General features: G+C 48.2%; 26 protein-coding genes and 7 pseudogenes. 14 read left to right on the top strand and 19 right to left on the bottom strand.

Going from position 1 to position 25,381, the window contains the following annotated elements:
• Positions 1–137 precede the first annotated feature (137 nt).
• The 8 genes from JCM11216_RS15120 to JCM11216_RS15105 all read left to right on the top strand — a co-directional run bounded on the left by JCM11216_RS15120 (position 138) and on the right by JCM11216_RS15105 (position 5,198).
• On the top strand, positions 138–620 hold the full coding sequence (locus tag JCM11216_RS15120) for an AAA family ATPase (RefSeq protein ID WP_243674809.1): 483 nt from the start codon (positions 138–140) through the stop codon (positions 618–620).
• Positions 613–837 (top strand): hypothetical protein, encoded by a 225-nt coding sequence (locus JCM11216_RS15115; protein WP_243674808.1) that lies wholly within the window; start codon positions 613–615, stop codon positions 835–837. The genes JCM11216_RS15120 and JCM11216_RS15115 overlap by 8 nt, the downstream gene beginning before the upstream one ends.
• Before the next feature lie 109 nt (positions 838–946).
• Positions 947–2,248, top strand: coding sequence for a DUF58 domain-containing protein (locus tag JCM11216_RS01770; protein WP_054853107.1), 1,302 nt, complete (start codon positions 947–949; stop codon positions 2,246–2,248).
• Positions 2,249–2,338: 90 nt separating this feature from the next.
• Positions 2,339–3,196, top strand: coding sequence for a glycosyltransferase (locus JCM11216_RS01765; RefSeq protein WP_243674807.1), 858 nt, complete (start codon positions 2,339–2,341; stop codon positions 3,194–3,196).
• Between the two features lie 49 nt (positions 3,197–3,245).
• A complete protein-coding gene (locus tag JCM11216_RS15110) occupies positions 3,246–3,485 on the top strand; it encodes a hypothetical protein (RefSeq protein WP_243674806.1) in 240 nt (79 codons plus the stop codon).
• Positions 3,464–3,724: a hypothetical protein gene (locus JCM11216_RS01760; RefSeq protein ID WP_243674805.1), complete on the top strand. Its 261-nt coding sequence runs from the start codon at positions 3,464–3,466 to the stop codon at positions 3,722–3,724. Before JCM11216_RS15110 ends, JCM11216_RS01760 begins: the two co-directional genes overlap by 22 nt.
• Positions 3,725–3,747: 23 nt before the next feature.
• The gene (locus tag JCM11216_RS01755) at positions 3,748–4,299 is read left to right on the top strand and encodes a hypothetical protein (protein WP_054853105.1); all 552 of its coding nucleotides are present in this window, start codon (positions 3,748–3,750) and stop codon (positions 4,297–4,299) included.
• Between the two features lie 41 nt (positions 4,300–4,340).
• Positions 4,341–5,198, top strand: a complete 858-nt coding sequence (locus tag JCM11216_RS15105; RefSeq protein WP_243674804.1) for a hypothetical protein — start codon at positions 4,341–4,343, stop codon at positions 5,196–5,198.
• Here JCM11216_RS15105 and JCM11216_RS01750 read toward each other — a convergent pair.
• From JCM11216_RS01750 to JCM11216_RS15090, 5 genes are read right to left on the bottom strand one after another with little or no spacing between them, the layout of a single operon-like run.
• Complete coding sequence (locus tag JCM11216_RS01750) at positions 5,094–5,738, bottom strand: ABC transporter ATP-binding protein (protein ID WP_243674803.1); 645 nt, start codon at positions 5,736–5,738, stop codon at positions 5,094–5,096. The two genes, JCM11216_RS15105 and JCM11216_RS01750, sit on opposite strands and share 105 nt — an antisense overlap.
• Entirely contained in the window at positions 5,731–6,339 is a 609-nt protein-coding gene (locus JCM11216_RS15100) for a hypothetical protein (RefSeq protein WP_243674802.1), read from the bottom strand. Before JCM11216_RS15100 ends, JCM11216_RS01750 begins: the two co-directional genes overlap by 8 nt.
• Positions 6,303–7,262, bottom strand: coding sequence for an ABC transporter permease (locus JCM11216_RS15095; protein ID WP_243674801.1), 960 nt, complete (start codon positions 7,260–7,262; stop codon positions 6,303–6,305). The genes JCM11216_RS15100 and JCM11216_RS15095 overlap by 37 nt, the downstream gene beginning before the upstream one ends.
• On the bottom strand, positions 7,180–7,707 hold the full coding sequence (locus JCM11216_RS01740; RefSeq protein ID WP_243674800.1) for a hypothetical protein: 528 nt from the start codon (positions 7,705–7,707) through the stop codon (positions 7,180–7,182). The genes JCM11216_RS15095 and JCM11216_RS01740 overlap by 83 nt, the downstream gene beginning before the upstream one ends.
• 4 nt (positions 7,708–7,711) lie before the next feature.
• Positions 7,712–7,891 carry a hypothetical protein gene (locus tag JCM11216_RS15090; protein WP_243674799.1) on the bottom strand — a complete coding sequence of 60 codons (180 nt, stop codon included), beginning with the start codon at positions 7,889–7,891 and terminating at the stop codon, positions 7,712–7,714.
• Between the two features lie 105 nt (positions 7,892–7,996).
• On the opposite strand from JCM11216_RS15090, the pseudogene JCM11216_RS01735 reads away from it, so the two are divergent.
• A pseudogene (locus tag JCM11216_RS01735) lies at positions 7,997–8,443 on the top strand (archease).
• Between the two features lie 160 nt (positions 8,444–8,603).
• Positions 8,604–10,242: pseudogene (locus tag JCM11216_RS01730) on the top strand (acyl CoA:acetate/3-ketoacid CoA transferase).
• Here JCM11216_RS01730 and JCM11216_RS01725 read toward each other — a convergent pair.
• The 4 genes and pseudogenes from JCM11216_RS01725 to JCM11216_RS15085 form a co-directional block, all read right to left on the bottom strand.
• The gene (locus JCM11216_RS01725) at positions 10,232–11,104 is read right to left on the bottom strand and encodes a hypothetical protein (protein ID WP_054853104.1); all 873 of its coding nucleotides are present in this window, start codon (positions 11,102–11,104) and stop codon (positions 10,232–10,234) included. The pseudogene JCM11216_RS01730 and the gene JCM11216_RS01725 sit on opposite strands and share 11 nt — an antisense overlap.
• A 57-nt stretch (positions 11,105–11,161) precedes the next feature.
• Positions 11,162–13,004: pseudogene (locus JCM11216_RS01720) on the bottom strand (aldehyde ferredoxin oxidoreductase family protein).
• Between the two features lie 164 nt (positions 13,005–13,168).
• Positions 13,169–14,170 (bottom strand): MFS transporter, encoded by a 1,002-nt coding sequence (locus tag JCM11216_RS01715; RefSeq protein ID WP_243674798.1) that lies wholly within the window; start codon positions 14,168–14,170, stop codon positions 13,169–13,171.
• 53 nt (positions 14,171–14,223) lie between these two features.
• The gene (locus JCM11216_RS15085) at positions 14,224–14,388 is read right to left on the bottom strand and encodes a hypothetical protein (protein ID WP_243674797.1); all 165 of its coding nucleotides are present in this window, start codon (positions 14,386–14,388) and stop codon (positions 14,224–14,226) included.
• Between the two features lie 271 nt (positions 14,389–14,659).
• Between JCM11216_RS15085 and JCM11216_RS15080 the strand changes: the two genes are divergently transcribed.
• Entirely contained in the window at positions 14,660–14,800 is a 141-nt protein-coding gene (locus JCM11216_RS15080; RefSeq protein ID WP_243674796.1) for a hypothetical protein, read from the top strand.
• A 71-nt stretch (positions 14,801–14,871) separates the two neighbouring features.
• Here JCM11216_RS15080 and nadC read toward each other — a convergent pair.
• From nadC to JCM11216_RS15045, 10 genes and pseudogenes are all read right to left on the bottom strand, one after another.
• Positions 14,872–15,710 (bottom strand): annotated as a pseudogene (gene nadC / locus JCM11216_RS01710) (carboxylating nicotinate-nucleotide diphosphorylase).
• Positions 15,707–16,216, bottom strand: coding sequence for an FAD-binding protein (locus tag JCM11216_RS15075; protein WP_243674838.1), 510 nt, complete (start codon positions 16,214–16,216; stop codon positions 15,707–15,709). Before JCM11216_RS15075 ends, nadC begins: the two are co-directional and overlap by 4 nt.
• The gene (locus tag JCM11216_RS15070) at positions 16,144–16,347 is read right to left on the bottom strand and encodes a hypothetical protein (protein WP_243674795.1); all 204 of its coding nucleotides are present in this window, start codon (positions 16,345–16,347) and stop codon (positions 16,144–16,146) included. Before JCM11216_RS15070 ends, JCM11216_RS15075 begins: the two co-directional genes overlap by 73 nt.
• A pseudogene (locus JCM11216_RS15065) lies at positions 16,332–17,181 on the bottom strand (FAD-dependent oxidoreductase). The gene JCM11216_RS15070 and the pseudogene JCM11216_RS15065 overlap by 16 nt, the downstream one beginning before the upstream one ends.
• Positions 17,178–18,036 (bottom strand): annotated as a pseudogene (gene nadA / locus JCM11216_RS01700) (quinolinate synthase NadA). The pseudogenes JCM11216_RS15065 and nadA overlap by 4 nt, the downstream one beginning before the upstream one ends.
• Positions 18,037–18,259: 223 nt before the next feature.
• Positions 18,260–19,066: an MFS transporter gene (locus tag JCM11216_RS15060; protein WP_243674794.1), complete on the bottom strand. Its 807-nt coding sequence runs from the start codon at positions 19,064–19,066 to the stop codon at positions 18,260–18,262.
• Positions 19,011–19,349 (bottom strand): hypothetical protein, encoded by a 339-nt coding sequence (locus tag JCM11216_RS15055; protein WP_243674793.1) that lies wholly within the window; start codon positions 19,347–19,349, stop codon positions 19,011–19,013. Before JCM11216_RS15055 ends, JCM11216_RS15060 begins: the two co-directional genes overlap by 56 nt.
• Positions 19,350–19,380: 31 nt before the next feature.
• The gene (locus JCM11216_RS15050; RefSeq protein ID WP_243674792.1) at positions 19,381–19,845 is read right to left on the bottom strand and encodes an MFS transporter; all 465 of its coding nucleotides are present in this window, start codon (positions 19,843–19,845) and stop codon (positions 19,381–19,383) included.
• Positions 19,846–20,265: 420 nt separating this feature from the next.
• Positions 20,266–21,012, bottom strand: coding sequence for an MFS transporter (locus JCM11216_RS01690; RefSeq protein WP_243674791.1), 747 nt, complete (start codon positions 21,010–21,012; stop codon positions 20,266–20,268).
• 166 nt (positions 21,013–21,178) lie between these two features.
• Positions 21,179–21,337: a hypothetical protein gene (locus JCM11216_RS15045; protein ID WP_243674790.1), complete on the bottom strand. Its 159-nt coding sequence runs from the start codon at positions 21,335–21,337 to the stop codon at positions 21,179–21,181.
• 351 nt (positions 21,338–21,688) lie between these two features.
• On the opposite strand from JCM11216_RS15045, the pseudogene JCM11216_RS15040 reads away from it, so the two are divergent.
• From JCM11216_RS15040 to JCM11216_RS01670, 3 genes and pseudogenes are all read left to right on the top strand, one after another.
• A pseudogene (locus JCM11216_RS15040) lies at positions 21,689–23,781 on the top strand (hypothetical protein).
• Between the two features lie 5 nt (positions 23,782–23,786).
• Positions 23,787–23,993, top strand: coding sequence for a glycine radical domain-containing protein (locus tag JCM11216_RS01675; protein WP_243674789.1), 207 nt, complete (start codon positions 23,787–23,789; stop codon positions 23,991–23,993).
• A gap of 155 nt (positions 23,994–24,148) precedes the next feature.
• Positions 24,149–25,144, top strand: a complete 996-nt coding sequence (locus tag JCM11216_RS01670) for a glycyl-radical enzyme activating protein (protein WP_054853099.1) — start codon at positions 24,149–24,151, stop codon at positions 25,142–25,144.
• The last annotated feature ends 237 nt before the right edge of the window (positions 25,145–25,381 follow it).

Raw genomic sequence — 25,381 nt, 5'->3', positions numbered from 1 at the left:
CGGATTAAGGATGGCATTTCAAGGGTATTCATTGGTAACGAACCAGCAATACAAATACTCCTGGCAACCCTCCTCAGTGAGGTCACGCATTACTACTAGGCCCAATAGGCTCTGGCAAGACGACGCTGGCTAAGGCGTTGGCATCAATAATAGGGGGGGGTTCATTCAAGAGGGTTCAGGTGACTAATGAGACGCTTCCATCGGACATACTGGGCTTCATAATCTACGCACCAGGTACAGAACCTAGGCTCATTAAAGGGCCGATCTTCGCAAACGTGGTTCTCCTCGATGAAATTAACAGGGCGCCACCAAGGACCCTATCAGCACTGATTGAGGCGATGCAGGAAAGGCAGGTAACCATTGACGGTATACCCCCCCTTGAGCTACCTAGACCCCCCCACATAGTCCTTGCAACGATGAATATAATCGAGGTTGAACTCGGCTACACCCAGGCACTGCCGATGGCAATACTTGATAGGTTTATGTCGAGTATATACGTGAATTACGTAAGCGATGCTGAGGAGGTAATGATTGTTAAGGATATTGATAGGATAGAACGTGAACTATCCACATTGGGTAGCATTATTAGTCTGGGGGGAGGTTACGAAATTGATGGATGATGTGCGGAATGTATATGTTGATGACTCTGTGTTGGGCTACATCATGAGCTTGATTAGGGAGGTTAGGAGCAATCCAAGGGTCCAGGTAACGCTCAGTACCAGGGCGCCCATAAGCCTTTTCAAGCTCTCTAGGGCGCTGGCCTACCTTGACGGTAGGGACTACGTACTTCCTGATGATGTTAAGGCAGCGGTGTACCCAGCCTCATGCATAGGATAATCCTTAGGCCTGAGTTTAGAGGTTCTGTAACGCCGATGGACGTCATCAATGAAGCGTTGAATAAGGTCCCCCCCGTTCCTCATTACGTACAAACCCCCCCAATAAGGCCATGATAAGGGAACTCGGTAGTCGGTGGGTAAGGATACTCGCCACATCATTACTTATAACTGCGGCAGCGCTTTCACTGGGTAATGTGGCGTTATTCGCAGTGTATGTAGCAATCACGATTATCGCATGGCTTTACTGGAGTAAGTACCCATTACCACTATCACTGGGTGTGACGGCGTTGGTATCGTTGGTCACACCACCCATAGACATTGCGTTAACATTGATATCAATCATATTAATCGACAATGCCCTTAGGATGGGTAATGAAAAGCCCTGGTGGTTCTACGCAACGCCCCCCCTGGCAACATCGACATTACTTGCTGCGATTCTTAGGCAGTTTTACATCGCCGCCTCGCTCGCCGCACCGCTACTTTATATATTACTAATATCGCTAATAAACACCATTAGATTCTACACGATAACCATCGAGCTAAAACCAAGTAAGAGCCTGCGTATTAATGCAGGTTCTGAATTGACGTATTCATTAACGATTATCACGAAACCCCATATCAAGGCAGTAATGGAGGTTAGGGCCCCGAGAAACCTCAGGATAAGCCCAACTAGGCTTTACCTTAATGGTGAGGCCTCCATCAACGTGAGCGCTAGGTATAGCCTTGGCGGTGTGAAGAGACCGAGATTGACCCTCACATTCACTGATACGTACGGTCTTGTAAGGGTGAGGAGGGTTGTTAGGCATCCGAGCATTACCGTAATACCTAGGGCAAGGACGGCAATTCAATTCGCAAGGGGGGGCCTACTGGCTCAATCAGCACTAACGCTGGGCGCCGAGGATATACGCGAGGTCAGGGAGTACGTGCCAGGCGACCCAATTAGGAGGTTACATTGGAAAAAGAGCGCAAAATTGAATAGACTAATTATTAAGTTGTTACAGGGCCCGGGATTAACGGGCCCCCCCATAGTATTACTATCCTACGCAACAAGTTCTGCATTGATTGATAGGGTTGGGGGGGAGATCTTCATTTACCTAACCGCTGAGTTATTAACGAGGATCCCAAGGGTGGATATCATTTCTGTAAATAGGGATGGCGAAATAATTAATTACGTACTTAATAGGGATAATTACTTCGATATGATTGAGAGGACTCTAGGCAGTATTGAGAATTTAAACGTGAGACTTGTTGGCGGTGGTGATTATGCTGATGTATTAAGCGTCATTAAGTACTCAATGCCTTTAAGAATTAAGGGCCTGGTCAGGGAGGGTACTATACTGATTGGACAGAGGTTGTTCGTAGAACCAATATGCAACGCCTTTAAGGAGCGCGTGGTTTGCATCCCTGTATAATTCGTAACTCTTGAGAAAACATCTCAAAGTAATACTTTAATATTGCTCAATACCTTAAAAGAGAGAATTGTTCAATGACGGTGAATAATCATGATAAGTCTATTAATGCTCATTGAGGGATTGGGCATTACACTCACGGCAATTCACTTCCTTGTACCAAGTATTTATTATGTAATTGCGACAAGGTGGTTAAGGTACGGCGATGCAACATACGGCAAGGCTGAATTGATTAATGACCCACCATTTGTATCAATAATAATACCGACATATAACGAGGCAGGGGGGGTAATAACGAAGAAGCTAGATAATGTCTACTCACAGGACTACCCAAGGGATAGGTATGAAGTTATCATCGTCGATTCGGGGGGGAGTAATGATGGAACTATTGAGTTGATTAATCAGTGGGTTAAGGATCATGGGGGGGATATTAATGTGAGGGTTATTGAGGAGGGCGTTCGAAGGGGGGGTAAGGCACACGCGTTAAACACGGCATTGAAATACTCAAGGGGGGGTGATGCGGTCGTAATTACTGATGCCGACTCGATGTGGCAAGGGGGGGACTCGCTTAAGAATGCGGTTGCTTGGTTAATGAGAGATGGCATTGGGGCCGTTTCCTGCAATAAGATACCGAGGACTGATAAGGATGTTGAGACCGAGTATAGGAGTTACTATGGTTTGCTTAGGCTTGCCGAGAGTAGGAGGTTCTCCTCGGCGATATTCCACGGCGAACTAGCGGCATTTAGGAGGGAGTTGCTTGAGAAGGTTGGTGGTTTCCCAATGGATATGGGCGCTGATGATAGTCATACGGCTAGTTTAATATCATTGATGGGTTATAGGGCCATTATTCCCGAGGACGTCAGGTGCATTGAGTATGTGCCGAGCAGGGTTATTGGATGTGGAGGGTCAGGAGGGCTCAGCACCTCATTCAGCACTTCTCAAGATTCCTGAAGTATGTGATTATTGATGGTAAGGACCCACCCAGGATTATAAGCAAATAATGATGTATGAGTCATATCTGCACCTAGTTAATCCCTGGCTTTTCATGATAGGCATCGTATTTATAATAATATCGGCAATGCACGACGCCTTAATACCCATCGCATTACTACTGATAGGCGCCGCCCTACTTATCAATAGATTCTTCAGGACTTGGGTCATTACCCAGGTAATACTCGTGGTGGCCGCCATCAGGAACCTGTGGAATAAGGAGTTGGTATGGAGAAAGATAGAGAAGTGATTAGGGCCGCGTCCATAATCGCACCACTCACAATACTCACATCATTGGTACTGCTCAATTACGTGATTAATGGCCTACCGTACATACCAGACTCCTGGATCCACATAGCCCACTCAGAAACCCTGTTAAGGACTGGCTATCTCTTCGGTCCATCACAAAATCCATCAATGGTCAGTTACAATTACCAGTGGCCCACGGTGAACCTATTGCTCGCCCTGTCACAGTCAGTGCTTGGCTAGGGCCTCTACAGTCGTTCTATGTCGTGAGCATTCTCGCGTCGCTATCAATAATACCCCCCCTTGCATTATTTGTGAGGAGGCTTACGGGAAGTAACACGGTGACCCTGATCACGGGCTTATTATTCGCAGTACTAAGTGTTAAGCTCCTTGTTGACTCATCAGTAATGAAGGAGACCGCGGCTCAGTACCCGTTCTACACCTACATGCTGGCCACGTACATGGCACTAATGGATAGGAGGCACCTCAGGCAGAACCTGGTTGTCATGGTCTTGACCTTCATAGCAATACTCTTCGCCCACCACTTCACGCTATTAATGGCCCTGGCATACTCCTTCATAATAGCAATAACGATGTTGGTGAATAATTACTTGAGTGATAATGACGTCAGTCACGGGCTTTATGTTGTAATTACAGTAATAGCCCTTGGCCTACTCACCTATTTCTGGTACATGGACTACCTGAGGGCGTTTACGGTTACTGCCTTCGTAACGCCAGGCCTAGTCTCGACACCAATCCTCATAGCCCTCCTCCTAATTGACTACGTAACAATGCGTAGGGGGGGTCACGAATACTGATTTACACCGTATTAACGGTCCTTGCCCTCGCGTTAATAGCCATGTTCTCCATGGGTAAGTTCCTACCCTACGTATTGGAGGGGGGGTTTAATGGGGGGGCTGTGGTTCTATCATCAGTACCCTACGTATTACCAATCCTCATAGCCGTACTCTACCTAGCCCTCTACGGACTTGAGAAGCCCGTAATCGCCGCCACCACGGTGATATCACTCGCCATAATGCTCTACGTACTGCTCATGGGCAGCAACCCAATGGAGCTGCTATTCCTCTCCAAGTCCCTGGACTTCGTGATGCCCTTCCTCCTAATACCAACGGCATTGGTGATTGCCTCAGCCATGAGACGTAGGTTTCTTCTTAAGGCGGCTGCGTACACAATCACGGCAGTCCTGATAATTTCGTTACCCATGTTCGCCGTACTAACCCTATACACATACTCGTTACCAACCTCGTCAACCCTCACCGTCTATAGGATGATTGATTATGAGGAGTTCAACGCCATATATGGTCTGATACCAAGGAATTCCACGCTATACTCATCGGTTAGTTATGGATCAATGATCATGTTCATGACGGGGATTAACTCCTCAGACCCAACCACTTACCTTCTCCATGGTGAGACACCATCCGGACTGCTCATGATTACTGAGAGGAACATAAGGATTGGCTTTCTGTACGGTTCGGGCTATAGCATGGTTAGCATACCAAGGAACTACCTACTCAACACACTGTCTGGTGATGACCTGGCATACTCAAGCAGGACCCTTTGGATATACTCAAGCCCTAAAACTCCGTTGTTAACTCACCAGCCTAATCATGTAAAGCCTATCCGAATTCCTAATCAAGTACTGATCATGCGTCGCCACAAGCACAACCCTGCCGGACCCAGCCTCCTCCCTTAAAATCCTTATTAATAAGTCCACGTTAGCCCTATCCAGACTATTCGTGGGCTCATCCATAATGAGGAACTCATGATCCCTGGCAAGGGCAATGGCTATCGAGGCCCTCCTTCTCTCGCCACCACTCACCTGTCCAGGTCTCTTATCAAGAACATGTTCAATACCCAATAACCCACTAACCCATTTGATCCTCTCCTCAATAACCCTATTACTAAGTCCCTGAACCCTAAGGGCTAGCCTGAGATTCTCCCTAATCGTTAACCCACTGATTAATAAGTCGTCCTGAGGCACGTAGGAGACCAGGTTAATAATGCTACGGGCTCTTGAATCCACGTAAGCATCAACACCGTTTATTAAGACCCTACCCGAATCAGGCCTTAGGTAGCCAGCCATTATCCTCAGCAATGTCGACTTGCCACTGCCGCTTGGCCCAGCCACGCAGGTTATTAAGTTTGGCGGTGCGTCAATACTAACATTCCTCAGCACAGCATAGTTGCTGAAGGACTTAGAGACATTAACCGCACTAATGCCGACACTAATCAAGATGCACCACCCTAAACCTAGGTACTAAGTACATTATTATTAGTAATGATGAAACCGTGATCAACGCGGTAATGTATGGGTAGTAATTACTCACGGTGATTAGGTAAATTGGTTGGCTTAATATTCTTAAATCCATTAACCTAACCATGAATGGCCATAGGTAATTAGCGGTGACAAAGCCCAGCGCCGTGGATACTATGTACGTGGTTATTACTGGGAAATCAAGTATTAATGCCATGCTTAAATTACCCGCCCTATTCAGCCTTAGGTACATGATCAACTCCCTATTAACATTAATCGAGTACTCACTAATGCCCACTAGACCAATGGAGATAACCGTTAATAAGCTAATGATGATCCCAATGAATGTACCAACACCAACCCTCAACACACTAATTAATACCTCAGGCCCTGAATAGGGACCTAGCGAGACCACACTTGTGAAGTAATTATAGGCGTGGGTCATCAACTCACTCATTATGATTGAATACGGCGTCAACACTATCGTAACATTCAACCCAGGCCCTAAGTACCTACTCACGGAGTAATACGTGGAACCTGCAATTACGACAATTCTATACATACCTCCTGGCAGCGACACTGGCGTAACGCCACCCCCCCCACCGTTGAATACGCTAATGAACCATTCCCATAGTAAATCAACAGGTAGTAATCACTCACTAGTGAGCCATTGGGCCACTCTACGATGATCCACTCACCTGGTAATGCGTGGGCCACGTTTATGAACCTAGGCACAGAAACGCTCATAACCTGAATGGTCACGTTCTCAGTCAGTATTACTTGGGAGGACCAGGTAATTGCCGACTTATTGTATGCGATCGCGTAGTAAGCACCGAAGGGTAATGCGATCGTCATATTAGTAAGGGGGGGTCCATTAAACACTGTGTGATTCATCGAGTCTAGTACGGCCAAGTAGTCACTGGTCATGTTGGTGATTATTCTAAGCCCATAGACCTGGTTTACCCTGCTTATTAATTCATTACTCGCATTGACGTATATTACATTAACTATGGGTGTTGGTAGGGAATTCAGGTGTTGAGCCATGGTTATGTTCATCACCACTTCATAATTAAGCTGTGGGTACTTAATTGAATTTATTATTCCGATGACTGTCACGTTATTGGTAATGCCCTTAAAGGACGTTATTACTATTTCATCACCAACCTCAATATGAAGTTCCTTAGCCAATTCACGACCAACCAGCGCGCCCCTACTTAGTTCGGTTTGCGTGGCATTTATACCGTAGTAACTAATGTAACCTGGCTCAATACCTCTCACAATAACTGGCGTCCCATTGACTATTGACGGCACTATAACCTCGGGAATAGCCGTTATACCTATATCCCTAAGGGAGTAGGCCAGGCTTATTGGTACCCAACTAGTGAATATCGATATCGACCCACCCTTCTTAATCGTGGCATTACCAATATTGAGGAGGAATAATTGTGGTAGGTAATACATGGCTAATATGGTGGATGTGACCAAGCCGAGCGCAATAGCCACCAGGTAAACGGACAGTGCAATTACGATTAAACCCTAGTAGATAGGCATACCTCCGCACCCCCCCTATGATGCCCTCAATGACGTATGTAACGCATATGACGCAGGCCAGGGGGGGTAGCACCGCTGGTAATACGCCTGTTACGTCAACGCCATAGTTAACAATTGGTATTACGCCTAATGTTGTCAGGATTTTCATTAGCACCAATACTAGGGCTACCGATATTGAGACCCCCAACGCGAGTGAGTATAGGGAGATTAGGAGCATTATTAATGCAATATACGTGATGACCCCCCCCATACCCGACCTAAAGATGTTAATCATAGCCCTGAAGTCCTCCTTCAAATCCCTCACTATGCCATTAACCATGAATGCTGACGTTATGAGAAAGATTATAACGAGGGCAGCGATTACTAGGTATGTTATGGAGTTTATGAAGTAAACCACATTATTAATGATGGCCTCTGAGTATGGGGGCTACGGCAGTAATCAACGAACCTATGTATGTATTAAGTATATTCATTAATAATTCATATGTCGTGAGTATGATTATTGGTATCGCCGCATTAATGATTAATAACCTAAATGAATTGATATCCCTAATGAAGAACCTAACCGATGCATCAATCACGTAAACCCAACGATGCACATTAATGAATCACTGACACCCTTAAAAGTTAATCTCACGGGTTAACAACACGTAAGGTTGTTAAAGGGGTTTAATAGCGGTATCCTGATGCAGTGTCAATTACCCGCCAGGTATGAGTATGGGGAGCACACGGCCGACGTCGCGTGATAGCTACGGATGCACGCTTGAGGAGGCCTTTAGGAATGCTGCGCTTGGGGTTGCGGGCCTCACCTACTACGTTGATAGGGTTGAACCGAGGGAGTTCGTGGAGGTTAACGTGGAGGGCGAGGACCTAGAGCAGTTATTGTTTAATTGGATTGATGAGTTCATTTACCTATTTGATGGCAGGAAGTTTGCCTATGGCGATTACTTTAGGGAGGTCAGTATTGAGGGTAATGGGCCGTACAGGATTAGGGCCACCGTTGGTGGTGAGCGTTTCGACATTAATAAGCATGGTTATAGGGGGGGCCTAATAGTTAAGGCAATGACCTACAACATGATGGAGATTAGGAAGGCTGATAATTACTGGAGCTCACGTTCGTGGTGGACATATAAGTTATTGATGCGTCCCCACGTACTGTGCCCTACTTCGTTTTCATGTTTCTATTCATTTGTTTATTTTCATATATTCTTGATCAATGATAGTTCGACAAGGGATTAGGCAAAATGCATTTTTATAAAGGTATAAATTTCGAGGTTTCATAACTACTTGGTTATGGGCAAGGTTGTTGATGTTGGTGAAGCATTGGGCATCATTAGGGATGGCGATGTTATTGCGGTCTCTGGCTTTAACATGGCGACAACCCCCCCTGAGTACCTGCTCATTAGGCTTTATGATAGGTATAGGGAGACGGGGGGGCATCCACGTGATTTATTCGTAATTGCCGACTCATTACCTGCAGCCAGGGGGGGCGCGCGTTTGATTTAATTGCCGAGCGCATGATTAAGGATAACGACTTCGGCTTCATTAGGGGGGGATTCATGATGCCGTTCCTTGGTGTTGCACCATCACTGCAGAGGTTAGTTATTGAGGATAGGGTTGAGGCCTACTCATTCCCCATTGGTGTTGCGACTAGGTGGTTTAGGAGTGTGGCCTCTGGCTTACCAGCAATTACTAAGGTTGGCCTTGGGACATTCCTCGACCCTAGGCAGGACGGTATATACTTAAATGACCTGGCGAGGGAGAGGAGGACCTGTAGGGTTGAGTTAGTTAGCATTAATGGTGATGAGTACCTGCTCTATGACTGCCCAAAGCCAAGGGTTGGCTTAATCAGGGGGGGTAGTACGGCTGATGAGTTTGGCAACCTAACAATGAGTGAGGAGGCGATATACGGAACCGTTTTAGCAATAGCACAGGCCGTTAAGGCCCAACCCAAACCAGGTGTTGTGATTGCCCAGGTACTGTATGTAAGTAGGTTTGTTAATCCCAGGGATGTTCATGTACCAGGCCCATTAATTGACTACATCGTTACTTCACCGCCTGAGTACCACACGCAATCGGCCAGTGTTAGGTATGACCCAAGCATGTGCGGTCGCGTTGTCCTGAGTAACGTCTGTCTACCCAGCGATGATAAGCCTGACTTCGAGTACGTAATAGCCAGGAGGGTGGTGCTCGAGTTTGCCAGGCTCGTGGAGAAATTGGGTAGGCCAATAGCCGTTAACCTAGGCATTGGGATACCCGCACTGGCGGCCAGGATAATAAGGAGCGAGGGTATTGAGGATTACGTGGTCACCACGGTAGAGTCCGGCCCCTGGGGGGGTGGGATAGCGCTTGGTGATGATGATTTCGGAGTTGCGTTATCCCCCAAGCAGTACTGCCGATGCCCGATCAATTCATAATGTACGAGGGCGGCATCATAGACGCAGCATCACTGGGATTCATGCAGGTTGGGCCCAATGGGGATGTAAACCCAAGCCTCCTGCCGGAGAGGGTTACAGGGCCTGGTGGGTTCCCGGTCATTGCCCATGGTTCGCCGAGGCTTTACTTCGCGGGGGGGGCGTTCACGGCGGGTAAGAGGGATATAGCGGTCATGAATGGTAGGCTTGCCATAGTTAGGGATGGGCCAATAATAAAGTTCGTGAGGAGGCCATACAAGGTTGGCTTCAACGCCGAACTCGGCCTTAAGATGGGTAAGGAGGTCCTTTACATAACCGAGAGGGCCGTATTCAGGCTGACGAGTGAGGGCTTGGTCCTTGAGGAGTACGCACCGGGTGTTGACATCGAGAGGGATATATTGGATAAGATGGAGTTTAAGCCCATGATTTCAAGGCACCTACAGCCAATGGACGACATAGTGCTTAGGGATGGGTCCATGGGCCTGCTTGAAGTCGTTGAGAAGGCCGTTAGGCGTTGATGACGGCATAGCCAACTATCCTTGGTCTCCTGGGTCTCGCATTAACGTTTATTATTAATGCCCTGCCACTAACCATGGGTAACTCCCTGGCCAAGGCAATACTATTACCTTCGATCTTACCCATGACCTTAATGCCGTTGAGGATCACGTGAACCTCCCTGGCATCATCACCCCACTTAAACCTATTGAAATCATTAATAGAACCAATGAACCTAGTACCCGGCTTAACCAACGCCTGTATACCCTCAATATCCTCAAGCCTCACATTCCTAAGCGCCAAGCCAACACGCGTGCCCGGCATTACCGAGTCCTGATCCTCATCAAGAACCTGTATACTCCTAACCTCAACCTCCAACTTCATTGGGTAGGCAATGAACCTGTCATGAACAGACACCTGAGTCAATGCGTAGCCGAGCACCACGACACCAACACCCTTGACGTTAAACGCCCTATCAACATAGACAATACCCCCCCTATCAGGAACTTCAGCATCAAACTCCCTAAACTCGGAGACGAATTTAGAGATGCCCAACTCGCCGAAGTACTTCATGAATAGGTTAGTATCATCCGCAAGAACCACGCCGGGTATTCCAGAGGCCTCAAGCAGTAATGCCTTCTCGCCGTCGAGCCAGGTGACCTCATTATTAACCCTGAAGTAGAAGGAGCTTGATATTGAGAGGGCTATGGCCTCATCAAGCACGCTGCCTGGGCTTGGTATTAATATGCTACGTACGAGATCACCAACCTTCCTATAGTAAACCCTCTCCTCACCCCCCCTATCCCTCTTTCCAAGCATTGACGCTACCCTGAAGGCCTCCTGCTCATTTGTTGATAATACGGTTATGATGCTTCCTCGAAGCACGGGTTATGGCTAGGGAATTACCGTTTTTAAACCTATCGTATTAATTAGGTAAAATGATCATGGAGGCAGGATGCTGATGATGTCGCTGGCTATCTCGGCAAGCCCAAGCTCCTCAACAGTCCTCCTCCTCGGGTAGCCAGTGCTTGGGTCCCAACCAAGCGTCTCCCAGTACTGCTCCCTCATCCTCTCCACATCCTCCTCAGTCAACTTGACTCCGGCAAGTGGGCCTTCTGGGAATGGCTCGAGAACCCTCTTAGGTAGCTTGAAGTCTCTCTTCGGGTTGACACCCTCCCTGACATTGAATAATTGCCTGAGCGTGTGTATCCTGTGGCCGACCTTAAGCAGTTCCTGCGGTGTGTACTTCATGCCCGTTACCGCGTATATCAGGTCTATGTATGGTAGGGTCCTATAAATTACCTGGGAAGCGAATTGGCAGAAGCCCAGGGAGTTCTCCACCTGCGTAGTCATGGCTATTATGGCTGCCTTACGGCCCTTATCGCTATAGTCATACTTAGGCGATGCGCCCAGGTCCATGCCTATGTCGAAGGGTGTCCAAAGCCTCTTACCACCCTCACCCCACCAATGGACACCACCAGCCGTGTGCCTAGCCGGTGTTGGATCAGCCGTATAAGTAATGGCTAGTCCCGGCAGGAACTGCGGGTGGTGTGATGGTAATTCCTGACCCCCAACATGCATTGCATACTGCTCGGCACCCCTACCAATTATCTCGCTGCCCTCTTAACGCCCTGTCCAAGTACCTTGCCAATACCCTCAGCCTTGGCTATCAACTCAACGAGCTTAACCACGGCCTCAGGGTCACCCCACCTCAGTGGGAAGCCAACATCCTTCTCCGTCAGTATCCCCTTCTCGTATAACTCAAAGGCGAAGCCCACCACGTTCGCGGTTGATATGGTATCGAGCCCATACATGTTGCAGAGCTCGCCCACGTAAACCACCGAGTCCTGGTCAGCATTTAATAATGCCGGCCCGAATAGGGAGCCGTCTCATACTCAAGCCTATGGCCCTCGACGAGGCCGTACCTAGTGTTCCTCTTGATCCACGCACCGCAGGACACGGGACAGCTGGCGCATCCGTAGGGCTTGACATTGTCCTTAATAACCGTGTTAGTTCCGAACTTCTCCAGGTTCTTGGTCCCGTAGTCCCTAACGCCAATGCCGGCCCAGTTCTTGATTGGCGTGTCTCCGGAGAGAACGCTTGTGTCCAGTGTTGATATTGTTCCATACTTATGCCAAATCTCATATGCCCTCGCCCTAGTCGTCCTTAGGGCATCGAGCATCTCCTTAATCCTCTGCCTAAGTAGGTCTCTATCATGGATCTCCGGCTTCTTGTCGCCGACTGCGACTATGGCCTTCAACTTCTTACTACCCATCACAGCGGCGAGCCCGGACCTGCCGTAGGCCCTGCCATACTCATTAATAATGGCGGCGATCAATTGAAGTCTCTCGCCAGGAGGACCAATACTAACCACCTGGGCTCCCTTATACCTGCGCCTTAATTCATCCTCGGTTTCCCTGGCGGTCTTACCCCCCCAGAGGTCGGCCGCGCTCTCTATGTGTATCTCGCCATTATCAATTAATATGTAGACGGGCTTCTCAGAGGCGCCAGTGACGAATATGGCGTCCAACCCAGCTCCAGTAGCTTAGGTCCAAACCTACCGCCGGCGTTTGAATCACCCCCCCAACCGCCAGTCAGTGGTGACTTACCAACGGCCATGGACCTACCAGTCATTGGAATACCACTGGCGTTTAGTAGGCCCGATATTATGCCCAGTATGTTGTCGGGGGCCAAGCGGGTCAACCTTAGGCTTCATGTGGGTGTATAGGAACCAGGCACCTAGCCCATAACCACCCAGGAAATTCCTATAAACCTCATCAGGCACCTGTACCTTCTTGACCTCACCCGTCGAGAGGTTGACGAAGCCTATAACCCCCCCATTAACACCCTTAATTGTCACGACCTGTTAATAATTACTCTCTCTATTAAAGTTATGCCTGAAGACTAATTAAGTTATGATATGCAGGCATTGGTATGAGTTTACGCGGCTTAATTCGCATTGATCACGCTATTTCTCGCCGCCTCGTACCTACGTATCTGCTCAAAGAGGTATGATGACGCCCAAAGCATTGCGCCGGCGACCATGTAACTCCTACCAATGCCGATGGAGTCTGCTAAGTAGCCGGATGCCAAGGAACCCGCCAGGTATGCCGAGCCGGTGATGAAGTTATAGGCTCCAAGACCCCTACCCTCCTCACCGCTGCTGAGTCTCTCAAAGACTATCACGCTCGATGCCGTGTAGAACGTTGAGAAGGCGATACCCGCGGCCAGTGGGTATAGCGTTAGCCCCGTAATGATCATGGTCTCGGGGGGGTTGATGAAGTTAAACCAATTAGAAAGTACGACAAGCCCCCTCAAGAGTAATGCACGTGATGAAGCCCTGGCATTACCACCAAGTACCTTAATCATGCGTGGCGTAATCATGAAACCCACGATCTGGATCCCCCCCATGCCTACGGAGATTATGGTCATTACCCAAGTCCTCGATAAGCCGCCGACCCTGAGGCCGTAGGGATAAAGCGTGTTGAAGATGCCCGATGAGACGTAGAAAATAATGAGCGCAAGGTATAGCGTCACTAACTCGCCAAGGCTGACCTTAAGCCCCCCCCGCCCACCGGGTAACAGTCTCTCCATAGCCTTCCCACTGCCGTTGGTAATCCTCGGTACTGAGACCAAGGACCAAACCGAGGATACCATGGGCAGTAAACCCATGATGAGGAGTATGGACTTAACATCCATGAAGCCCGATAATACGGCCGCCGAGACATCACCCACCAGGTAACCCAGTGAATTAATGAAGTTGAGCATGGAGTACGACTCATTAAGCCTAAGCTTACTCGAGGACTTGACAAGTATGAAGCTTGTGGAGACACCAACAGCGGAGGAGAACAGTGATGAAGCGGCGTAGTAAAGGGCTATCTGCGGAACGTTGGGCGCGTATGACAATGCCAGGATGAATATGGCCGTACCGAGGAAGCCCAGGGCAAGCACCTCCTTACTGCCGTACCTATCCAGTAGGAAGCCCCACAGCAGTGGGGGGGCGATTATTCCGGTGGCAGAGCCGCGGCCATGGCGTAACCAACATCCACCGGGCCACCCATTAATGAGGCGATTTCAAGGGTTATCAAGGTGCTCAGCGGGCCGATGGCGACGCTATACGGCAGTAGGGTCAATACCCACCCAGTGCTCCGCTTATTGGTGATGCCCATATCATGGCAGGCATTATTTTAAGGCCCATTTAAAACATACTACACGAGAATAACCAAAAAGAAACAGAAAGTTCGACCAACATGGCTTCTGAATACCATTATATGAAGTGCGGCATTGGTCTTGAGGAGAGTGACGTGATTTGAAACAGTGCAGACCCCCCCTGGGGTGGCCTTATTACGGTATCATAGACCCATTGATGTTTGGTAAACCCGTCGTATTCCTAGACAGGTCATTCTCCCCCCTGAGGACACGCTTAGGTTACTGGAGGAGTTGAGGGCTACTAACTTTACCTTTGCACCAACGGCTTACGGACTAATCATGGGCACCGTAAAGGACATAGGTAGGTATAACCTAAGGATTAGGAAGTTTAGCTCAGCGGGTGAATCACTCAATCCTGAGGTGATTAGGTGATTCCAGGAGGGGTTGGCGTCCCGGTTAAGGTCACTATGTTCAGTCTGGGGGGGTAGGCATGGTCGTCTAGTTTAAGCTCTCTCCGCATCCATTGTTAGATCAAGAGATCGGGCACTATGCGTTATGTAACCGCTGGATATCACGTCAACGCCCGTCCTTGCGTATTCAATCACGTTGTCAGGTGTTATTCCGCCGCTTGCCTCGAGTATTACCTTCCCCCCCTCAACTCATTGACTATTGGCATTATATCGCTGGGTCTCATATTATCGAGCAGTATGGCATCGGCACCGGCCCTATAGGCCTTGATTGCGTCCTCATACGTAGACACCTCAACCTCAATCTTCTTGGTAAAGCTTGTCCTCTCCTTAATCAGCCTGATGAGCTTCTCAAGGTCTCCGTAAATTAATACGTGATTATCCTTAATCAACACTGCATCAGCCAGGTTAAACCTATGTGGGTCGCCACCACCAACCTCTATCGCATACTTCTCAAATGCCCTGAACCCGGGCGTTGTCTTTCTCGTACCGGCAACCCTAACCGTTGGGTTAACGGACCTAGCCAACCTAACCATGGTGCTCGTGGCAGTGGCAATACCTGAAAGCCTTGAGAGGAAATTCAGGGTTAATCGTTCAACCGTTAATAACCTGCCCGCGTCACCAATTATCTCCATTATAATGTCACCCTTACGTAGTGCCTCACCATCGCGCTTGTGCGTAATTACCTCGAAACCGAGGTATTTGAGGAATGGGGGGGTTATGAACCTAAGCCCGGCGATTACCCCCTCATCCCTAGACTTAACAATGCCCCCCCTGGCCCTAATGCCCTCAAGGAACTTACTGGTTATATCCTCTGGATACGCGTCCTCCTCAAGGTAGTTAAGAAGCTTGTTTATGTAGAGCTCCTCAATCATGGGGGGGACACCCTGAAGTAAATCCTCCTCTGCCAATTAATGTCCTTAACTGGGTAATCAACCCTATAGTGAGTTCCCCCCCTGGACTCTGTCCTGAGTAGGGCGGCATATGCCGTTAGGTAAGAGACCAAGGCGGCGTTGGACTCCCTAGTACTGACGGCCATGTTTACTCGTTCGTAAAGGTCCACGGCCTTCCTCAAACCCTCACCGCTCCTAAGTATGCCCACGTACTCCCAATTAACCCTCCTAACCTCATCAATACTCATTAAAGGCCCATTATCCCTAAGCTTTAAAGTCACTAGCAAGCCATCGTCAAGCCTCGGTCCAACCCAAGGCTCACCCAGGTACCTGGGTAGGTTAAACCCCCCCATTACCAGGGCCTCAAGCAGTGAATTACTGGCTAGTCTATTGGCTCCATGCAGGCCTGTATCGGCTACCTCACCAATTGCGTAAAGGCCCTTGATGTTCGTCTCACCCCCCCTAACATTAACCCTAAGCCCACCAATTGTGAAATGCGCACCTGGTAAATAGGCACCCTATCCTTATTACTTAATCCGTGCCTCCCCCCCAGGAAATCACTGACGCCAGGGAATTTCCCCCCCTCAAAATCCTCAATACCACTTAAATCCATGTACACCCTATGACCCCCCTCATCAATTCCATGTATATTGCCCTGGATAGTACGTCCCTCGGAGCCAACTCACCACGTTCATGATACTTAAACGCAAACCTCTCGCCAAGCTCATTAACAATCCTGGCGCCCTCACCCCCCCTCAAGGTCTCGGTTAAGAGCATAGTCTCACCGCCCAGGGTGGTTATGGTTGGGTGAAATTGAACGAACTCCATATCCGAAGCCACAGCCCCAGCCCTAAGGGCTATGGCTACCCCATCACCAGTATTCGTTGATGGATTTGATGTGTATTGCCATAAATACGCATAACCACCCATCGCCAACACTAGGTAATCCACATTACTGATAAGACCCCGCTCCCTCGTCACGAAACCCTTAATCACCCCCATCTCTTACCTGCAGTGCCACCAACTCGTCTTCAACAATATTCACGCTGAGTTTAATGGCTTCCTTAAGCAGGAACTCGGTCAATACCCTCCCAGTCTCGTCGGTCTTATGATGAACCCTCCTCCTGGAATGACCGCCCTCAAGCCTTAAGTCATTGTCAAATTCAAAGTCCATCCTTATCAATTCCTCAATAATGACGGGCGCCTCACTTGTAAAGTATCTAACGGCTTCCACATCGCAAAGCCCATCACCAACCCTAAGCGTATCCTCCGCATGCATTTGCGGTGAGTCATCAATTGCCGTGGCAGCAGCTATGCCGCCCTTAGATACGTAGCTCGAACCCCCATGTAATTCCTTAGTTATTACGGTAACGTCATAGCCAGCCCTCCTAAGGGCAATTGCGGCCGACAACCCAGCGATGCCGCTACCGATTATGTATATCAACAACCTCACCCCTCAAGGAGTTTTCGAGTCCTTTCGAAGGCCTCCCTTATGGCGTCGGCGGTGGATTTCGGTATTTCAACTTTATGAACTATGTCCAGGAGCGACCTATAGACCTTATCGAGGGTTATCATCGCCATGAATGGGCACCTAGCATTTGGGCCCGTCGTTAATGGGTAAAACGTCTTATTAGGCACCTTAATCCTCAGGGCATTTAGCATGCCTATTTCCGTACCAACCACGAATTCATCATAACCACTATTCCTGGCATACTCAATCATCTGGTTCGTGGACCCCCCCACGAAATCGGCCAGCCTCAACACATTAAGGGGGGGCGCCTCTGGATGTATCATCACCCTAGCCCCCTGGATACTTAGTCCTAACCTCCCTCACCACATCGACCGTGTAGTTTGCATGAACTACGCACTTACCGTTGGGAGGCACCTTAATTATACGCTTACCAGTCATGTAAGCAACGTAGTCAGCCAGGTTAGAGTCGGGGCCGAAGATAACCACGTCACTACTCAATCTCCTAATGACCTTAATGGCTGTCGATGACGTAACGATATAATCGGCCAACGCCTTAACATCCGCATTACTATTAACGTAAAGAACCACGGGGGGGACGCTGGGATACTCCTCCTTAACCCGCCTTAATGTGTCTACGTCAAGGGCATCGGCTATTGTACAACCAGCGCCAGGGTCTGGTGCTAGGACAACCCTATCGTAATTAAGCGCCTTGGCTTGCTCGGCCATGAACCTGACGCCTGCGAAGACTATGACCTCGGCATTCGTCTCCATGGCCTTTAGCGCCAAGTCGTATGAGTCACCGATGAAGTCAGCAACGACCTGTACGTCGTAGTCCATGTAGTTGTGGGCGAGTATTACGGCATTCCTCTCACGCTTTAGGGCCAGCACCTCATTGATTAAGTCCTTACTTCCCATTGCTGGCGGGTTTATCTATATCGTAAAATATTCTCTATCTGGCAAATAAATAACGGCATAGATAAGGTAGAGCACTAAGGCTCAGGGCAAAAACTGTCAGGTCTATGACATGGATTGAGCTTGATAAGTTAGTGGTGATGCATTACTACGATGCGTATGCGCCCTCCCTTATGCTCTCCTCATAAACGTACCTACCACCCCCCCTCATGTATGACAACACGGCGCCTATGGCCACGAAGACTATGGATATGTACAGCGAGAACCTGAGGCCCATCATGAATGGTGGTCCAAGGACGCTGGGTAGGAATGTATTGCTGTCCAGGAGCCTCACCACACTTGCTGGTAGGTTATTGACTGTTGAGTTGGGCAGCACCGATGCGGGGGGGTCCATACCGAGGAATGTCGCAAAAAGTAGGCTAGATGCTGGTATGCTGGCCAGTGCATCGGCTATGCCTGTGGGTAGCCCATAACTTAGGGCAATATTGTGGATCCTAATTGGCACGTACTGGGAGAAAACGCTCATGGCTATTGTGAAGAACATGGCCATGCTTATCGTAGAACCAACATTACTCAGGGTCTGCCTCATACCATTACCCGCACCCCCCCTATCCCTTGGTGGCAGGGCGTTCATGATCGATGCGGTGTTTGGTGAGGCAAATAGGCCATTGCCAACACCGTTAAGGAATAGTATTGACTCGAACTCGACTAGGTTGAAGTTGTAGGGGGGGAGTAGCGTGAGTAGGTAGAGCGATATGGCTATTATTACCATGCCCACGGTAGCTATGATCCTCGCGCCGTACTTATCCGTGAGCGAACCACCGATTGGCGCCATTACCACGGTGCCCACGAGCATGGGCAACATGTATATGCCGGCCCAGAACGGGGTCTCCGTATAACTAAAGCCGTGGAGCGGTAGGTATATGCCCTGTAGCCATATTGTTATTAGGAACATTATGGCGCCCCCTGGCCAGTGATGATAGGAAGAGGGCCATCACACCGTAGGTGAAGGGCCTAACCCTAAACAGTGATAGTTTGAAGAGTGGTTCCTCCTGCCTAAGCTCTATGGGTATGAATGCGATTATTAATGCTGCACCGGCTATGAAGGAGGCTATGACCAGTGGGTTCGTCCAACCCATCTCCGAGTTTCCATAGGGCATCAGTGCGTATGTGAAGCCCAGGGTTACTAACACGAGGCCGAGGGCGAGCGTCAAGTTACCCCAGTAATCAATCCTCACCCTCGCACTTCCCCTATCAACCCTCCTTAGCTTAAATATGGACCACAGCGCCGGCTATTGCGAAGGGCACGTTAACGAGGAATAGGAGGTGCCAGTCATAGTTTGAGAGTAGGCCGCCCAGTATTATTCCAAGGAAGGAGCCAATTATGAAGGAGGCCTGGTTCAAGCCAAGGGCCCTACCCCCCCTCTCGCCTGGTGGGAAGGCATCGGTCAGTAATGCCGTGCTATTAACCATAATGAAACCACCACCAATTGCCTGGACAACCCTAAACCCTATCAGTAACAATGCACCGAAATTACCTGAATCACTCGGTATTAATGAGAGCAGTACCGAGGCTACTGCGAATATTATAAAGCCGAGTGTGTAGAGCCTAGTCCTGCCAAATAAGTCCGAGATCCTGCCGAAGGTAACTAGGACACTGGCGAGGACTATGCTGTAGCCCATGAGAACCCAAAGCAGGTAATCAAACTCCCCCAGGTAGGAATGGGTTAACATTCAATCCCCCTAAAAATCGTGGGCAGCGATATTAGGACAATGTACATGTTAATTGAAGACATAATCACTCCAAGCGTCGTATTAGTCAACACAACCCACTTATACTCCATCAATGACCAAAACCGTTATCAGAAACAAGTCATATTTAAAACTAATGCCAACAGACAAAGCAATTCAATTAATGTATGCCGGTTATAAATACCTACTTTCCTCTCTCGGCCATGTACTTCACGCCGTATAGAAGAGCCAGGGCAATTACGTAGAAGATTAATGTAATTAAATAATCCGATACGAAACTCCCAGTCATGTAATTAAGGTAGCCGAATATTGTTGGCCCCGCAAAGGACCCAACATTACCAGCCCAATCTACGAGCGCTACAACAGTCGCCGAGGCCGCCCCCCCAGTGAAGAGTTGCGTTATTAATGCCCAGAATGGCTTATACCCATCATCGTACCCATTATTATGAGGGATAGTCCTACGGTAAGCACTAACATATTTGCGGGGGGGAATAAGTAGGCCAGTAGTGCGCCGATAAGGGATAGTATCACGCCAACTCCTACGTGGTTATACCTCTCATTGGTTCTATCTGAGTGTCTGCCCCCCCAAAGCACCATTATAACAAGAACAATAAACCATACACCGCCTAGGATCCACCCAATGTAGTAAAGACCAAGCTTACTGGCTAGTTCCAATATCGTAGGCGTCCAAACAAAGACACCGGAGAAATTCAATGCTGCGAAGAAGTAATATACGGTTAGGGTTATAGTTCTCCAGTCGCTAACAGCCTTACCTATGCTGTACTTTCCTGTAGATGCCTCGATGATCTTACGTTCCTCCAACAACCTACTAATTAATGCTCTCTTCTCATTCTCGCTCAACCACTTTGCATTATCAGGTCTCTCGGTCAGGTAGAAGAACGTCAATAACCCAAGGATTATCGTGGGTACGCCAAGGGCTATGAACATGATCCTCCAACCGTAAAACTCAACGAGCCAGCCCTGTATTGGGGACCCAATAATGCCTGATATCGGTATACCAAGAAGGTATAAGGACATCGCCAATGCCCTTTGCTCTCTTGGGAACCACGTAGAAATGTAGTACGTAATACTTGGGGCAAATGGGCCCTCAAAGAACCCAACCAAGTACCTAATCACTAAAAGCTCCACCGCATTCTGAACATAACCTGTTAACGTCGCGAAGATCCCAAACCCAGCTATCCATATCGGAAGTAATTTTTAACGCCGTATTTTTGTGTTAAGTATGTCCCCGGTATTGAGAATGTTAAATATCCAAAGAAGAAAATTCCTGCAGCCAGCCCCGCAATAAATGGAGTCAGGCTTGGGCGGATTCCATACCGGGTATTGCGAATGTAAAGCTAGCCTTATCAAAATTATAAAGTATTAACGCAACAAGTAAGAAGGGAATTAACCTAGCCCATGCCTTTCTCACAGCCTTATTAACTAATTTCTCATCACTTGATCCTGGCATCATTAAAATTATCATTGTAATTAATTTCGTATTAAAATAACCTCAACTAAATAAATATATCCCTTCTAATGAAATATATAAATTATATTTTTAATGCTAATACATTAAATTACGCAAAACATTACTTAAGGGCTATTATTGTGTATTTGTCAATTATCCTAGATAAAATTAATATACTTTATGGAAAATCTCGTGATCGTTGCCTTAATTATTATTTTATATATAGATACGAAATATAATATATACTATATTTATAAAGTATAAAAGAAGGCTATTTAATGTTGTCTGTGATTATAATATAAGTATGGATACTTCAAAGTTATTGGGAGGTGGTGTGCCTTTACGTATTCAGAAATGAAGGAGAGGATTTTATCGAGTCCCATAGTTGTTGATCTTGAGAGGGTTAAGTGGGTTACGAAGGTATACAGGGAGACTGAGGGTAAGCCAATAGGTCCAGCCATGCGAGCGGCCCTGGCTATTCAGGAGACCTTCCGTAATTACCCGATTTGGATTGATGATGAGGAGGTGCTTGTTGGGCACATATCATCGAAGAGGGAGGGCTTGGGCCAGCCTGTTTATGTTGAAATGTCTATATACTTAAACGAAATACTTATTCCATATTACTTTTATAGGAGTGAGGAGAAGTTGAGGGAGGTATTTCCTGAGGGTATTGGTAGTTTATCGCCCGAGGCTCTGAAGTGGTATACCAGGATTTCTGAGGAGGAGTATAAATTGCTTAAGGAGGAGATTGTGCCTTACTGGAGGGATAGAACAATAGGCGCTCTAATGCGTAGGGAGTGGGAGAAGGCCGGGTTATTGGGAGAACCTTTGAAGGAAAAGAGGGAGACCTTTTTAGCGGCGGTGCAGACGACTTATGACTTACTCGCTCCTGTCGTGCCAATGCAGGGACATACAATAATCGGTCTCAGGAAGGTGCTTCAGTTGGGCTTTAATGGTATCATAAAACAAGCCAGAGAGCAGCTAGAGAGGTTTAGGAGGGAGTTCATGGAGGGTAAGATTGACAAAAACACATATGAGAAGGCTGAGGACTTCCTAAGGGCTGTTGAGGTTTCTGCGCAGGCGGCTATTGAATTTGCTGAGCGTTATGCTAAACTTGCCGAGGAGGTGGCGAGCAAGACTACCGACGAGGAGAGGAGGAAGGAGTTACTTGAGATTGCGGAGAGGATGAGGCACGTCCCTGCCAATCCACCACGTAATTTCATTGAGGCTTTACAGGCAATATGGTTTACGCAGGTCGCTATTTCAATAGCTCATGGCGGTAATCAATTGATCATGGGGGGGCCTGGCAGGGTTGATCAATTACTATATCCATACTACAGGCAGGACATTGAAGCTGGGCGTCTCACTCCTGATCAAGCCCTTGAGCTCATAATGGAGTACCTATGTAACTGGCGACGTTCCTTGACGCAGGCCCGAACCTAGTTACGATTGGTGGTGTTGATAGGAATGGCGAGGATGCCGTAAATGACGTCAGCTACTTATTCCTTGAGGCCTTCAAGAGGTTGAAGGGCTGTGGGCGTGATGGGCTTGCGGTCAGGATACACCCGGAGAAAACGCCGAAGGATTTTGTCTTGAAGGCCGTGGAGGTTTTGAGGACCACGGCTGGTTTAGCGTTCTATAACGATAAGACGATAATCAAGGATTTAATGGCTGACGGCTACTCGCTGGAGGATGCCAGGGACTATGCGGTAGTCGGATGCGTTGAGCTCACAGGCGCAGGTAATAGCAATGGTTATACTTCAGGGCAGGCCGTTAGGATACCGCAGGTGCTTGAGGCCACGTTATTTGGAGGACACCTAAGCGCCGCTGGTTGGAGGCTTGTGGGCGCACCAACGCCGCCGGCCACGGAGTTTAAGTCATTCGAGGATTTAAAGAAGGCCTTTGTTGAGCAGATGTCCTATGCAGTAGATCTCATGGTGAGGAGAACCGAGTTGAAGGATAAGGTGATTGCCGAGAACTACCCATTGCCGTTGTTTAGCGCAACGATTGAGGGTTGTATGGAGTCTGGTAAGGATGTGACCTGGGGGGGAGGCGCACGTTATAACCACGCAACCATAAGCGCTCAGGCACTGGCCACGGTAGCCAACTCACTCGCTGCGATTAAGTGGGCTGTCTTTGATAATAAGTTACTAACAATGGAGCAATTACTGGAGCTTCTGAAGAGCAATTTTGAGGGTGCTGAGGAGGTTAGGCAGATGCTGTGGAGGAAGGCTCCGAAGTATGGTAATGATGACCCATATGTTGACGAAATAGCCCAGTGGGTTGCGGATGTCATGGTTCAGGAGGGTAGGAGGAGGAAGTTCTGGATGGGAGGTACATGGAGGGTGCTCTTTGTGTCCGTATCTGGGTCACAGCTCTTTGAGGGTAAGTACCTGGCGCCACGCCGGATGGTAGGAAGGCTGGTGAACCTGTCTCCAATGGTATAGCGCCTGTGGAAGGCACGCAAATGAATGGGCTCACGGCCGTTTTAAGGTCAGCTGCACGCATAGGCATACCCACGGTAAGTAGCGGCACATCGCTCACACTAAACGTTAACCCAGCTAATATAAGGGATGAGGAGGGTCTCGAAAAGTTTGCATCGTTAATCCTGGCGTACTTCATGCTTGGGGGGGGTAGCACGTTCAGTTCAACCCAATAAGTAAGGAGATACTGCTAGATGCCCAGAAGCACCCCCCCGAGAAGTATCCGGACCTAGTGGTTAAAGTTACTGGTTATTCCTGGCGCTTCATTGACCTTCCCAAGAAGCTTCAGGATGAGATAATAGCCAGGCTTGAGTATGAAGTGACATGAGCTATGTCAAGTGATGAATTCCTTAAAAATGATGATGAAGTTACAGGTCTCATATTCAATATCGAGCGTGAGGCCATCCACGATGGTCCAGGTATAAGGACCGTAGTGTTTCTAAAGGGTTGTCCGCTTCATTGCCCATGGTGCCAAAACCCTGAGGGTATTAAGCCATACCCGGAATTGATTTGGTACGAGAATCGATGTATTTATGAATTAAAGTGCATAGGTGCCTGCCCGAGAAATGCATTGACCTACATACCAATGCCTAGCGGTAGGATAGTCATAAACAGGGCGAGGTGCGACTTATGTGGTAGATGCGTTGAGGTTTGCCCTACGGGTGCCCTAGACGTCGTTGGTAAGCGCTATACGGTTAAGGAGGTCGTGGAGGTCGTAATGAGGGATAAGGTGTTCTATGACGTATCGGGTGGTGGTGTTACAATTAGTGGTGGCGAACCAACCATGCAGCCTAAGTTCGTGATAGCCCTGTTGAGAAAACTAAAGAGTCTCGGCATACACACGGCTATAGAAACGGCATTACCATTCCCCTGGGAACATACAAAACCAATCATTGAATTAGTGGATCTCGTCATATTGGATATAAAGATAATGGACCCAGAGAAGCACCTCAAATATGTTGGTGTGTCGCTTGATAGGGTATTGACGAATGCAATAAACATAGCCAAACTAGGCAAGCCAATATGGGTCCACACACCAATAATACCTGGCTATACGGATTACGAAGATAACATAAGGCGCATAGCCGAGTTCATAAGGGATAACCTACCAACGGCCGAGAGGTATGAGTTACTGGCATTCAATAAATACTGCAGCATTAAATATGAGCGTTTAGGCATAGACTGGCCCCCCCTTAAAAACGCTGAATTAGTACCTGAGGAGAAGATGGAGAAATTAATGGGCATTGCAAGGTCAATACTGGTGAATAATGGCCGCGTACTCGTGACTTGGAGGGGGGGAATCACCAAGAAGAGGGAAGCCCAGTGAAGGTAAAAACGCCATAGTAAAAAAGGGATGGCGTAATAATCATCACGATTTAAAATGGCCTTGGTGAACTCATGTTTATGATTTTATATGCCAATATCTAGCGTGATGAAAACCGTGAGAATGCCGTAAAAGTGCATTAACGTGTGTGCGTTATCAACCGGACCTAGCCATGGGTATCTTTACAATGCCTATTCTATATCCTGTGAGTATTAATACGGCGTTGGTTATCATATAGAT

This window comes from Vulcanisaeta distributa JCM 11216, from assembly GCF_001315985.1.
GTDB lineage: Archaea > Thermoproteota > Thermoprotei > Thermoproteales > Thermocladiaceae > Vulcanisaeta > Vulcanisaeta distributa_E.
This window is presented reverse-complemented; position numbering and strand designations above follow the sequence as displayed.

What these genes read in the sequence shown, in the direction of transcription:
- JCM11216_RS15060 (WP_243674794.1), bottom strand. Translation starts at nt 19,066, where the DNA reads ATGTTCCTAATAACAATATGGCTACAGGGCATATACCTACCGCTCCAC.
- JCM11216_RS01760 (WP_243674805.1), top strand. Translation starts at nt 3,464, where the DNA reads ATGGAGAAAGATAGAGAAGTGATTAGGGCCGCGTCCATAATCGCACCA.
- JCM11216_RS01765 (WP_243674807.1), top strand. Translation starts at nt 2,339, where the DNA reads ATGATAAGTCTATTAATGCTCATTGAGGGATTGGGCATTACACTCACG.
- JCM11216_RS01770 (WP_054853107.1), top strand. Translation starts at nt 947, where the DNA reads ATGATAAGGGAACTCGGTAGTCGGTGGGTAAGGATACTCGCCACATCA.
- JCM11216_RS15115 (WP_243674808.1), top strand. Translation starts at nt 613, where the DNA reads ATGGATGATGTGCGGAATGTATATGTTGATGACTCTGTGTTGGGCTAC.
- JCM11216_RS15110 (WP_243674806.1), top strand. Translation starts at nt 3,246, where the DNA reads ATGATGTATGAGTCATATCTGCACCTAGTTAATCCCTGGCTTTTCATG.
- JCM11216_RS15045 (WP_243674790.1), bottom strand. Translation starts at nt 21,337, where the DNA reads ATGATGCCAGGATCAAGTGATGAGAAATTAGTTAATAAGGCTGTGAGA.
- JCM11216_RS15105 (WP_243674804.1), top strand. Translation starts at nt 4,341, where the DNA reads ATGTTCTCCATGGGTAAGTTCCTACCCTACGTATTGGAGGGGGGGTTT.
- JCM11216_RS15085 (WP_243674797.1), bottom strand. Translation starts at nt 14,388, where the DNA reads ATGGGCATCACCAATAAGCGGAGCACTGGGTGGGTATTGACCCTACTG.
- JCM11216_RS01670 (WP_054853099.1), top strand. Translation starts at nt 24,149, where the DNA reads ATGTCAAGTGATGAATTCCTTAAAAATGATGATGAAGTTACAGGTCTC.
- JCM11216_RS15050 (WP_243674792.1), bottom strand. Translation starts at nt 19,845, where the DNA reads ATGTTAACCCATTCCTACCTGGGGGAGTTTGATTACCTGCTTTGGGTT.